The sequence below is a fragment of the Pediococcus damnosus genome, assembly GCF_001437255.1.
In the GTDB taxonomy this organism is placed as follows: Bacteria; Bacillota; Bacilli; order Lactobacillales; family Lactobacillaceae; genus Pediococcus; species Pediococcus damnosus.
Window position 1 is genome coordinate 40,563 of sequence record NZ_JQBD01000005.1, and the last position, 12,850, is coordinate 53,412.

12 protein-coding genes are annotated in these 12,850 nt (G+C 38.0%); all 12 read left to right on the forward strand.

Annotated elements, in window-relative coordinates; all coding sequences use genetic code 11:
• Positions 1-9: 9 nt before the first annotated feature.
• The 12 genes from IV84_RS01300 to dprA all read left to right on the forward strand — a co-directional run bounded on the left by IV84_RS01300 (position 10) and on the right by dprA (position 12,845).
• Positions 10-960 carry a thymidylate synthase gene (locus IV84_RS01300; RefSeq protein WP_046871113.1) on the forward strand — a complete coding sequence of 317 codons (951 nt, stop codon included), beginning with the start codon at positions 10-12 and terminating at the stop codon, positions 958-960.
• Between the two features lie 18 nt (positions 961-978).
• On the forward strand, positions 979-1,494 hold the full coding sequence (locus IV84_RS01305) for a dihydrofolate reductase (RefSeq protein WP_046871114.1): 516 nt from the start codon (positions 979-981) through the stop codon (positions 1,492-1,494).
• 69 nt (positions 1,495-1,563) lie between these two features.
• On the forward strand, positions 1,564-2,409 hold the full coding sequence (locus IV84_RS01310; protein ID WP_056985999.1) for a DegV family protein: 846 nt from the start codon (positions 1,564-1,566) through the stop codon (positions 2,407-2,409).
• Positions 2,410-2,513: 104 nt separating this feature from the next.
• A complete protein-coding gene (locus IV84_RS01315; protein WP_046871116.1) occupies positions 2,514-3,452 on the forward strand; it encodes an SGNH/GDSL hydrolase family protein in 939 nt (312 codons plus the stop codon).
• Between the two features lie 5 nt (positions 3,453-3,457).
• A complete protein-coding gene (locus tag IV84_RS01320) occupies positions 3,458-4,063 on the forward strand; it encodes a YpmS family protein (RefSeq protein ID WP_046871117.1) in 606 nt (201 codons plus the stop codon).
• 10 nt (positions 4,064-4,073) lie between these two features.
• A complete protein-coding gene (locus tag IV84_RS01325) occupies positions 4,074-4,304 on the forward strand; it encodes a YozE family protein (RefSeq protein ID WP_056986000.1) in 231 nt (76 codons plus the stop codon).
• 11 nt (positions 4,305-4,315) lie between these two features.
• Positions 4,316-5,746, forward strand: a complete 1,431-nt coding sequence (locus tag IV84_RS01330; protein ID WP_056986001.1) for a S41 family peptidase — start codon at positions 4,316-4,318, stop codon at positions 5,744-5,746.
• A 353-nt stretch (positions 5,747-6,099) separates the two neighbouring features.
• Positions 6,100-8,511: a phosphoenolpyruvate synthase gene (gene ppsA, locus IV84_RS01335; protein WP_046871120.1), complete on the forward strand. Its 2,412-nt coding sequence runs from the start codon at positions 6,100-6,102 to the stop codon at positions 8,509-8,511.
• A gap of 741 nt (positions 8,512-9,252) precedes the next feature.
• Positions 9,253-9,894, forward strand: coding sequence for an FMN-dependent NADH-azoreductase (locus tag IV84_RS01345; RefSeq protein WP_056986002.1), 642 nt, complete (start codon positions 9,253-9,255; stop codon positions 9,892-9,894).
• 415 nt (positions 9,895-10,309) lie between these two features.
• Positions 10,310-11,179 carry a ribosome biogenesis GTPase YlqF gene (gene ylqF / locus IV84_RS01350; RefSeq protein WP_046871123.1) on the forward strand — a complete coding sequence of 290 codons (870 nt, stop codon included), beginning with the start codon at positions 10,310-10,312 and terminating at the stop codon, positions 11,177-11,179.
• The gene (locus tag IV84_RS01355) at positions 11,157-11,927 is read left to right on the forward strand and encodes a ribonuclease HII (RefSeq protein WP_046871124.1); all 771 of its coding nucleotides are present in this window, start codon (positions 11,157-11,159) and stop codon (positions 11,925-11,927) included. The genes ylqF and IV84_RS01355 overlap by 23 nt, the downstream gene beginning before the upstream one ends.
• A gap of 39 nt (positions 11,928-11,966) precedes the next feature.
• Entirely contained in the window at positions 11,967-12,845 is an 879-nt protein-coding gene (gene dprA, locus IV84_RS01360; RefSeq protein WP_056986003.1) for a DNA-processing protein DprA, read from the forward strand.
• The last annotated feature ends 5 nt before the right edge of the window (positions 12,846-12,850 follow it).

The following is a 12,850-nucleotide window of genomic DNA, read 5'->3' on the forward strand; positions in this document are numbered from 1 at the left end:
GAAATCACAATGTTAGAACAAGCCTATCTAAATTTAGAAAAGTACGTTTTGGAAAATGGTAACTACAAAGATGATCGAACAGGAACAGGTACCTATAGTATTTTTGGTTATCAAATGCGTTTTAATTTGGCAGAGGGATTCCCAATATTAACAACTAAACGCGTTCCTTTTGGCCTAATTAAAAGTGAACTTATGTGGTTTTTACATGGGGATACCAATATTCGTTATTTATTGGAACACCATAACCATATTTGGGACGAATGGGCGTTTAAAAAATGGATTGAAAGTAATCAATACACAGGTCCTGATATGACCGACTTTGGCCGTCGTTCTTTAAAAGATCAAAGCTTTGCCGATCAGTATCATGAACAAAAGAAGATTTTTGATGACAAAATCCTAAACGATGATACATTCGCTAAAGAGTTTGGTGATTTAGGTAATGTATACGGTAGCCAATGGCGTGCTTGGAAAACCTCCACTGGCGGAACAATCGATCAAATTAGTGAAGTGATTCACACAATTAAAACTAATCCTGATTCTCGGCGGATGATTGTTTCGGCGTGGAACCCTGAGGATATTCCATCAATGGCTTTGCCACCTTGTCACACAATGTTTCAATTTTATGTTGTTGATGGCAAACTTAGTTGTCAGCTGTATCAACGTAGTGGGGATATTTTCCTCGGAGTTCCATTTAATATTGCTAGTTATGCTTTATTAACTTGCCTAATTGCTAAAGAAACTGGTTTAGAACCTGGTGAGTTTATTCATACACTTGGTGATGCCCATATCTATGCTAACCATGTTGAACAAGTCAAAACTCAACTGTCACGATCACCAAGACCTGCGCCAAAATTAATTATTGATAGTCAGGCCAAAAGCATTTTCGATTACGATGTAAAAGATATTCATCTGGAAGGGTACAACCCTTATCCAGCAATTAAGGCCCCAGTGGCCGTTTAAACATGGAGTTGATAAACAATGCTAGCTTTTATTTGGGCTGAATCCAAAAACGGTGTCATCGGTTCTCATAATCAACTACCTTGGCACATTCCAGACGATACAAGTTATTTTAAACAACTTACAACTAATCATCCGGTTGTGATGGGACGAAAAACTTTTGAGTCTTTCGGTGCAAAACCTTTGCCTAATCGACTAAACATTGTTTTAACCCGCCAAACCAGTTTAAAAGAGACGGATAATCTCAAAGTGTATCATTCTGTAGAAAAATTCTTGGCAGACTTTAGTTCTGACTCGCGATTAATATTTATCATTGGTGGTAAAGAGATTTACCGACAGCTTTATCCCTATGCAGAAAAATTATATCGAACTCGAATTGACGATTGCTTTGCAGGTGATACAAAAATGATTGCCATTGATTATTCCAAATGGCGTTTAGTTGAGACACTAACTGGAAGTGGTCCTAAGAAAAAACCAATTCCACACCGTTTTGAAGTTTATGAACGAAAAAATACCGCAAGGGTATCCAACGACTAATGAAAATATGAGAGTACTCTGTTATAATCAATTGATAAATATATATCTGTGTAGAAAGTGTGATTTTTAATGGCAAAAGTGAAAATTGTGACCGATTCTTCTTGTGGAGTAACCGATCAGGAAGTTCAAGATTATAACATCACCATCGTACCTTTAACGGTCATGATTGACGATACAATTTATGTCGAACGTGAAACAATCTCAAATGAAGAGTTTTTAAATAAAATGCAACATTCAAAGGCGCTCCCCAAAACCAGCCAACCACCAATTGGTAAGTTTGTCGAAACCTTTGATAAACTTGGAGAAGATGGTAGCCAAGTTATTTGTTTTGATATGCTTGAGGCCATCAGTGGAACAGTTCACGCGGCAGAACAAGCTGCCCAGCTTTCCAAGACAGATGTTACTGTAGTAGACAGTCAGACAACTGATCGAGCTTTGGCTTTTCAAGTTATTGAGGCTGCCAAATTAGCCCAGGCTGGAAAATCTCGCGATGAGATTCTTAAAGCTGCCGTTAATATTCGTGATCATACAAAATTGTATATGGGTGTCATGACACTTGATAATTTAGTTAAGGGTGGCCGCATCAGCCACATGACCGGGATGATTAGTGGTTTTTTAAATATTAGAATTGTTCTACAGGTAACTCAAGGTGAACTTAAAGTGGTTGCCAAGGGTCGTGGCATGAAAACCATTAATAAATTTTTCGATGAAGTTTATAAAAAAATGGCTAAAACTTCAAATATTAAAGCAATTGGGATTTCTCATGTAGGTGCTCTCCAAACTGTTTTGCCAATTAAGGAAAAAATTCAAGAAATGTTTCCAGACATTAAAATCCTGGTACGCGAAACAGTTCCAATTATTGCGACACATGGTGGCCCCGGGGCATTTGCTTTAATGTACTATACTGGTGATTAAAAAGTTACCAAACTTAGCGGGACAATTGGTAGTGGTGATAAGCCTACCTTTTGCCCCGCGTTTATATCTAAAGAACCTTAGTTAGGAGTCTAAAAAAGAATTTAATGAAAAAAATTACTGATTGGGTGATTATGCTAATTGTGTTTGTTGTTATTATTGCTTTAGTTGTTCTCGGGTTAAATTACTATTTTCCGACCCATTCAACGCCTGACCAATCCTCAAAAACAACTCACATTGTTCATAAAGCCACAAAAACAAAAAAGAAACACATCCGTATTACTGCTCTTGGGGATTCTCTCACTCAAGGAGTCGGGGACAGTAAAAATGAAGGTGGTTATACAAAACGTCTTCAAAAGAAAATCAAAAGTAACTATAACGTCAAAACTAAGGTTGCCAATTATGGTGTTTCTGGCGAACGTAGTGATCAAATCTTAAAACGGGTCAAACAAGATTCAAAGTTACAAAAATCTATTAAGAATTCTGACGCGATCACCATAACAGTCGGTGGAAATGATCTTTTTCAAGCCCTTCAAAAATATTCAACTGCTTCTTCAGGTGAATTTACACTTTCATTAGAAAAACTAAACATCAAGTATGCTACACACGTTCAAGACTTGTTAAAACAGGTTCGCAAATATAATTCAAATGCTCCTATTTATGTCGTTGGAATCTACAATCCATTTTTCGTGTATTTTCCAAATATCACCCAAATCAACAAAGCTATCACTAACTTTGATGAGACAACTCAAGCGGCAGTTTCACAAACTAAATCAGCTTACTTCATTTCGGTTAATAAATTACTTTCGCGAGGCCAATACCAAAGTGCTAAATCACTTAGCGAGCTCAAACAAAGTTCTACTGCAAAATCGATTGATGATATGCAAATCAGTAAAGTTGAAAAGAATCTAGAAAATACTAAAGAAAAAAATATTTATATTTCTAGTAGTGATCATTTTCACCCCAATCCAACTGGTTACGATCAAATGACTCGTCTTTTATTGCGTAGTTTGCACACGCATGATCAATGGCTTTATGAGGAATGACAAATATGAAAAATAGAACAGAATTACCTAAGAAAAAAGGACTCAATTTATGGAAATGGGCTTTTATTGCTTTACTTGCCATCGTCATCGCTTTTGGCATCTTCTTTAGGATGCGGATTGCCAACACACCCGTTCCAGACACACAAAGTCAAATCACGACGACAAAGGCAAGCTCAGTTGATGTAAAGCTTAATAAAGAACAACTAAATGCCTTGATGGCAGCTTATTTAAAACCATACCAATCGAACAAGGACTTCTCTTACCAGCTAAAAGTTAACAAACAGGTCCTTTTAATTGGCAAAGTCAAAGTACTTGGAAGTAATGTAAATTATGCATTATCGTTCACACCCAAAGTACAATCATCTGGCAACATTGTTTTAACTGCAAAACATCTTGCCGTCGGGGCATTGAGCATTTCTCCAAAATTAGTTCTGGATTACATTAATTCCAATTACAACCTTCCCAAATGGATTTCCATCAAGGATAAGGTTATTACATTAAATTTACAGAACATAAAAACAGCTAATGGTGTTTATTTCAAGGCCAAAAAACTAGATATTAAAAACGATAAATTTATTTTTTTAATTAATATTCCAAAACAATCAAACTAGAGGGTTAATTATGAGTGTAAGTAAAACGTTTTATCAGTTTTTAATGACGCAACGCAATCCGGAAAGTTACGATCCAATCTCGGAATTTGCTAATAACGCCTTTTATGATCAGGCCTTTCCAAAACAGTCGACAAATTTTGACGAACTTTCCAAATATCTGGAACTAAACGGTAATTATTTGTCTTCAATGACTATTTTTGATGAAACCTGGCAGAAATATTTAGATTCAAACGCGCACTAAGGAGATTGAAAATGGATAAGAAGCAACCAAAAACAGTTAAACGGACAACCTTAATTTGGTCTATTATTATTGCTCTGTTAGTGGGTGGTGGACTTGCCTATGGTGTGGCATATGTACAAACACGAGCCGTTATTTCTCAGGCACAGTCGACAACGGCATCAATGCAAAAAATTCAAGCCGTTTACTCAACCATTGAGGACAATTACTACAAACCAGTTAGTGCACAAAAGGTAACTAACGGTGCAATCAAAGGAATGATTTCTTCCCTTAATGATCCTTTTTCTGAATATCTAGATAAAACAGATGCGACCAGCCTAAATAATCAGATTTCATCTAGTTTTTCGGGAATCGGAGCTGAGGTTCAAAAATCTGGACAATACATTAAAATTATTTCACCAATAAAGGGAACCCCGGCAAAAAAAGCAGGATTACAACCCGGAGATCTGATTATCGCCGTTAATGACAAATCGATTGCTGGGAAGTCCGTGACTGAAGCCGTTAGTTTAATGCGTGGAAAAATTGGTACCAAAGTAACATTGACACTCAAGCGAAATAATAAAGATTTCAAGCAAACTTTAACGCGTGAGAAGATACCTGTTAACACCGTGAATTCCCGCGTAATTAACAAAAAAATTGGTTATATCCAAATTACATCAGTTTCAGAACGAACGGCATCAGAGTTAAAAACGGCCTTAAAAAACTTAGATAAAAAGGGCGTCAAATCATATGTTTTAGATGTCCGTGATAACCCAGGTGGTTTAATGGATCAAGCATTAAAAATGTCTTCAATGTTCCTTAAGAACGGAAAAGTTATCATGCGTGTCCAAGCTAAAACTGGACAACAACAAGTTTACAAAGCTGGCAAAAAATATGATGGTGGCTATAAAGTTACTAAACCAGTGGCTGTATTAATGAATGGTGGGAGCGCAAGTGCTGCTGAAATCTTTGCCGGTGCATTACATCAATCTGCAAATGCGCCACTAATTGGTACTCAATCTTATGGTAAAGGTACTGTCCAAACGGTTAGTGATTTTAAGGATAAAAGCGAAATGAAAATAACAATTGCTAAATGGCTAACTCCAAATGGTAGTTGGATTAATAAGAAGGGACTTACACCCACTTATAAAGCCGACTATCCAAAATATGCTTACTTACAATTAATAAATACTGATAAAACCTACAAAATTGAGGACGTTTCAACTCAAGTCAAAACTTTACAGAAGGAATTAAAGGCCTTAGGCTATTTCGAAGGTAAAACAAATGGCTACTTTGGTAAAACAACTCAAACGGCGGTTGAAGCTTACCAACAAAAAAACAAGCTCACCGTTACTGGTACAGCTGATTCAAAAACTATTTTGAACATTGAAACTAAAATTCAATCACAAATTGCTAAGAATGATAATGCTTTGAAAAAGGCAGAAAATGTTTTGAATAAGAAATAAAAAAGTTCATTTATGATACACATAGAAATATCGGATACAGATAAAAAGCCTTCTGCCTATGAGGGCTTTTTATATTGAAATCAGACTTAATCATAAAATAAGTTTAGTACCATTTGTAAATAAATTTTAAAAACTTTTTCTTAGAATTAAAGTGTCCATAACTGGATCAAAAATTATCCGTTAATCTCAACTAAAATAAGCATCTAATCCGCGAAAGACCAGTGCTATTGCTTCCACTTTGTGCAAATGTGAACTATACTTAGGTCGGTTAATGTAATCGCTTTCAAAAAAACGATTTGTTTGTTGATGAGGAAAAAAATTCAAGTGATTGATTATTACAAGGAGGTAATATCATGAGTAGTCGCGATACAGCAAATGTTTTATGGTTTAAGGAATTGCACCGTGAAGATGTCAACTTAGTAGGTGGAAAATCTTCGTCTTTAGGAGAAATGACTTCTGAGATGGATGTGCCAGTACCCTATGGTTTTGCAACGACCGCACGCGCATATCGATACTTTATGCACCAAACGGGCCTAAACGATAAAGTCAACACCTTGCTTGAGAGTATCAAGGACTATGAGGATTCAGATGAATTGCATTCAATTTGTGAACAAATTCGTAATCTGATCGTTTCAGCTACCATGCCAAACGATTTAGCACAGGATATCAAAACGGCTTACGCTGAATTGGCCAAACAAATGGACCAAGATGATCCCTTTGTTGCTGTTCGCTCTTCTGCAACTGCTGAGGATTTGCCAAACGCCTCATTTGCTGGCCAACAAGAATCGTACTTGAATATTAAAGGTGCCGCAGATGTTGTTAATCGGGTTCAACAATGTTATTCTTCACTTTTTACAGATCGGGCAACATATTACCGACATAAGCAACATTTTCCACATGAAAAAGTAGCTCTTTCGGCAGCCGTTCAGATGATGATTTCTTCAAAAGCATCAGGCATCATGTTTTCTGTTAACGTTGCAAACGGGGACGCATCTAAGATCGTAATTGATGCCATATTTGGGTTAGGCGAGTACATTGTTTTGGGTAAGGTAACTCCGGACCACTTTGTAATCGACAAACAATCAATGAAGATCGTCGAAAAAAATATTATTAAACAGTCCGTAGAATTGGTCCGGGTTCCTAATGGTGGAACCAAAGAACAAGCAGTCCCTGCGAAGTTACAAGAGCAACCTGCACTGACTGATAGCCAGGTAATTGAATTGGCTGGTTATGCTAAAGAAATTGAACGCCATTACGGTGGGTACATGGACATGGAATACGCTTTGGACGCAAATACAAATCGGCTATGGATTGTCCAAGCACGACCGGAAACAGTGTGGTCACAACGTAAAAAAGAAAAGAATAATGCCACAGGTGATGCCGTCGCCGATAAGAATGTGGTTGACGAGGCGGATGCAAAGATTATCGTTCGTGGCTTGCCAGCTAGTCCTGGTTTAGCAAGTGGCGTGGTTCATGTTATCGATGACCCGTCAGATATTGACAAATTCAAACAAGGGGAAGTTTTAGTAACGCTCATGACCTCGCCAGATTGGGTTCCTGCTATGAAAAAGGCAGCAGCAATTATCACTAATAACGGCGGGATGACTTGCCACGCGGCGATTGTTTCTCGCGAAATGCAGATTCCTTGTATTGTTGGAACTGAGAGTAAGAATATGGCTGCCACGGATGCACTTAAAACTGGTGATGTCGTAACCGTTGACGCTAAAAACGGGGTCGTTTATCAGGGCAAAGTGGCAGGCCTGCTCAAAAAGACCAATCAGACAACTTCTGCGGCCGGCCAAGTTGTGGCAGCTGAAACCTTTGCACCAACAGCAACTGGTGTCATGATGAATCTCGGTGATCCTGAATTAGCCGATAAGTATGCCTCACTACCAGCAGACGGGATTGGCCTAATGCGTGAGGAATTTCTTTGGACATCATATATTCATGAACACCCCCTCTATTTAATTGACCAAGGCCATCCAGAAAAAGTGGTTAACATGCTTGCAGATGGGATTGCCAAGGTTGTACGAGCAATGGCACCCCGGCCAGTTGTCCTACGACTTTCGGACTTTAAGTCGAGTGAGTATCGAAAGCTAAAGGGTGGCGAAAAGTATGAACCACACGAATCCGCAGATTTACTCGGTTGGCGAGGGGCTTCTCGCTACTATGATCCTAAGTATATTGGCGCTTTCAAGCTAGAACTAGCGGCGGTTAAAAAAGTACGAAATGAATTTGGTTTGAAGAATTTGAATGTGATGATTCCGTTTGTACGAACAGTCGAGGAAGCGCAAAAAGTAACGGACATTATGCGTAATGAGGGCTTGACCCGTAATGCAGATTTTAAAATTTATATGATGGCAGAAATTCCGTCAAACATCATTCTGGCCGATCAGTTTAATCAATTCATTGATGGTTATTCAATTGGATCAAATGACTTAACAATGCTGCTTTTAGGATGTGATCGCAACAATGATAAGGTAGCTAATCTCTTTGATGAACGCAACCTTGCCGTTAAACGCGCAATTCGGCACCTAATTGTCACCGCTCACAAAGATGGTAAGACGGTGTCAATCTGTGGTCAGACACCTTCCGAGTATCCAGAATTTACAAACTTCTTGATTCAAAGCGGTATTGATTACGTTTCGGTTAATCCTGATATGGTTAAGGAAACAAAACGTAACGTAGCTCACTTTGAACAGCGAATTATGCTTGATAAGGCAACTGGGCGTGGACTACACGACCAAACGGATTATGATTGGTAAAATCATAGTTTGTGCCTTGAATAACTGGTCAAAACAAACTTACTGAAGGTTGTTAATTTAGATTGCTACAAATATGGAATAAACACCGTTGAGAATCAATTGTTGCTAATTGATTCTCTTTTTTGGGATTTTTTTGAAAACGACGTCTCCTTATTAATAATTGACACATATAAAATACAACTATAAAATGAAGGATTGTTAACTATAAAACCTGATAGTAAAGATTTAAAGCTTTCATCTAACCAGTTTTCAGTGCCACAAGTATCGCACAAATTGGTGATACGATTAATAATATTTATTGAACCACTAAATAGGTAGCGGCTGAAAATACGTTATATAATAATTTGGGATCTTGAAAAATAGTTAGATAAAAACCATACTTGGTTTAACTGTGGAACTAGGGGGGCAAACCTGATGACAACACTAAGGCTAGTAGTTACTTTAATCGACAGAGCCCATAAAAACATTGGTTTTATAAAAGGACAACGTGTTTTAGACGATGTATGTGATCATGCACGCGACAAACTGAAATTACGATCAATTCAGTCGATCCTGGTAGCACAACGACTGATTTTGGTAATCTACCGAGCATTGGCATCAAGCCGCAGGGATGCAAGATATGACTATCGGTGCCGCACAGAACATTAAACTGGCCTACTAATCCACATACAAAAAGCGCTGGTACTTTAGTAAGTATTACGTGCAATTGTCAAAAAAGGATTTCAAGAAAGGTCAATAATTATGAGCAAAGTTCTAGTTATTACAGCACATCCAAAAACCAAACAATTTTCCAACAGTTTAACTTTAGCTAAACATTTCTTAACCGCATACCGGCAGGCAAATCCAGCCGATACGATCATTCAAAAAGATCTATCTTCACAAGTTGGGTTTCCATTTAACGAAGTTGCCCTATCAATTTATCAAAAATCACGTTCAAAACAACCATTAACTGCCGAGGAAAAAACTTTTGCTACTGGTCGTCAAGCTTGGCTCGATGAATTCGTTACCAGTGATAAGTATGTCTTTGTTAATCCTATGTTTAACTACTTTATACCAGCAGAAATGAAGTCCTATATAGATGTTCTCATGCAAGTACCGATCACTTTCCATTATTTATCAGATGGAACACCTGAGGGACTATTACATGGCAAGAAGGCCTTGCATCTACAATCAGCAGGTGGTTTTTATGCCAATGAACCGGGCCACCCTGATCTGCGTCAAATGAACATGGGTAATGCATACCTGAAAATGAATCTTGCTATCATGGGTGTGACTGATTATCAATCTTTGTTTGTGGAAGGTATGGATAACGAACCAGAAAATACGCCTAAGCTTCAACAAGCTGCATTTGCTAAAGCTGATCAATTAGGATCAACGTTTTAAATTAAAAATGTGATCGTTTTGGATAGTTATTAAAACCAGATTTCCAATTTATATATTCAAAATCGCCTAAGGTTAGCGAATAGTTGCTACTTTAGGTGCTCTTTTATACTCATAGACTTAAGTCGTACTCATCTATAAATTGGTGTTTCCCGGCCGCTACGTTTTTTAGGTTCTTTATTACATTATTCAAGCTTTTTCGATATTTGTTCTTCATTTAAAAGCGATAATGCCTGAAAAATAGGTGGAAAAGTTTAGAAAGTAAATTTTTTGATTCAAGTGCAGGAAACATTCTAATGATGCTGCCGATTAGGCAATGACAAGTACCATTCGCGACACATAGCATCAAAGTGGTATCATTAAGAAAATTCATAAAACAAGGGATTTTAAGCCTTTGCTATGAGAGGAGTTACACAATATGGCAACCATACAATGGTATCCAGGTCACATGGCCAAAGCAATTCGTGAAATTCAAGAAAAGCTACATTTAGTAGATATTGTGTTTGAACTGGTCGATGCACGCATCCCCGAATCTTCTAGGAACCCCATGATTAAAGATGTTATTCAGCAAAAACCACATCTATTAATTTTAACTAAAAGTGATTTGGCCGATCCCATTGTCACTAAACAATGGCTGGAATTTTATCAAAGTCAGGGTCAGCCCGCGATTGCTGTAGATTCACGGGCAAGAACAATCGAACGAGATGTGCAAAAACAATCTTCAGAAATTCTTGCTACTCGTTTAAAAAATCAAACCGATCGCGGCTTACAGCATCAAACCATTCGAGCAGTTTGTGTGGGAATTCCCAACGTTGGAAAATCAACGCTGTTAAACCACCTAGTTAATAAAAAAATTGCTAAAACGGCCGACCGCCCAGGGGTTACAAAAAATCAGCAGTGGTTGAAATCTAAAAATGGCTTGGCACTGCTAGATACGCCTGGAATTTTATGGCCCAAATTTGAGGATCAAATGGTAGGGCAGCGATTGGCGTTTACTGGTGCGATTAAAGAAAGCTTATTTGCAAGTGATGATGTCGCCTTAATGGGGCTCGAAATCTTCAAGAAATCATACTGGCCAATGTTAAGGGATCGATATAAACTCAGCGATGCCGATCTCAAAATTTCTACCGCTGACCTACTGTTAAAAATCACAAAGTTCTTAGGAATGGGTGATGATTATGATCGCGCAAGTAATCGAATTATGTTAGACGCGCGAAAAGGCAAACTGGGGCGCTTCACATTAGATCAAGTAGAGGAATTCAATGATGGGAAAAAGGGCAACAATTAAAGAAATTCAGTTACAATTGGCCAACGTCACTGAAACAACAGATCCCATTTTCAAACAATATCAGGCAGACCCTCGCTCAGGTGTTCAGCATCTGTTGAGTCAAAATAAAAAAAGGTTATTAAATCATCAAATCTTAGTTGATCAGTTTCAACACCGACTAACCTTGGAAAGAGCAGCCTGGCAAAAGGGATTCAATTTAGTGGCCGGAATTGATGAGGTTGGCAGAGGTTGTTTAGCAGGTCCAGTGGTAACTGCAGCCGTTATTTTGCCTCATAATTTTAATTTAATTGAGGTCAATGATTCAAAACAATTATCAAAACAAACACGGGAAAAGTTGTATCCTTTAATCCTTGAACAAGCAATTTCTGTTTCCATCGGAATGGCTGGTCCGACAACAATCGACCAACTCAATATTTTACAAGCAACCCGACAAGCTATGAAGTATGCGGTTCTTCATTTAGTAGTCCATCCTCAACAATTGTTAGTTGATGCGGTTGACATTCCGGTAAATATTCCGAAACAACGCATGTTTAAGGGTGATTCCAAAAGTGCTAGTATTGCAGCAGCTAGTATTGTAGCAAAAGTATATCGTGACCATTTAATGACCTTATACGACCAACTTTATCCAGGCTATGATTTTAGCCAGAATGTCGGTTATGGAACTGCTAAACACTTACAAGGATTAAAAACTCTAGGCGTTACACCCATTCATCGATTATCTTTTGCACCAGTTAATCGGTACGTATAAATTTAATTTATTTGCGTATCTTCCTTTGAGGTGAAAAATATGCAAATAAAAGAATTTCTATTAAAATTACACTTGTGTAAGGGGATTGGTTGTCATGGAGAAACCAAATTCTGGAAATGGTGGCAACACAATTATCCTAAGGAACAAACCTGTGTCTTAAAACCAGATCAATTGATCAAATTTGTGAGTACTCAAAATCGAAAGCAGTTTCTAGCAGATTTCAGTTCGGAAAAGCTGCGAATAAATGTCACTCGGCATTGGCACCAAACAAAAATTCTTGCTATTTGTGACCCTGAGTATCCGATTCAATTAAAAGAAAGTTATTTGCCGCCAATTATTCTTTTTTACGAGGGAGAATTGGCGTTTTTACGTTTACCCTTATTAGGTATGGTCGGAGCACGACTGGCAAATCAATACGGCGAATCAAGTCTAACCGCTTTAATGCCGACCGTCGTTACTCAAAACATCGCCGTTATTAGTGGACTAGCCGCTGGTATTGATACAATGGCGCACAAATCAACGTTACGTCGCGGAGGGTATACAATTGGTGTAATCGGCACTGGTTTAAATCGCTATTATCCCAAACAAAATGAAGCATTGCAGAAATATATGGCCATTCATCAATTGATTTTAAGTGAATATCCTTTAGATGCTGGACCTCAACGCTATCATTTTGTTGAACGAAATCGAATCATTGCTGGTCTTTGCGAAACCCTCTGTGTGGTTCAGGCCAAACAACATAGTGGTAGCTTGATTACGGCAAATTTAGCCCTCCAGAATAATCGGAATGTCATTGCAATTCCCGGGAGAATTGACGATATTCTTTCCGTTGGCTGTAATGAATTAATTGCAGCCGGTGCAAAACCGGTCCTCAATTCCCAACATATAATAGAAGAAGTTAGTGTAAGGTTTTCCTAGATGGT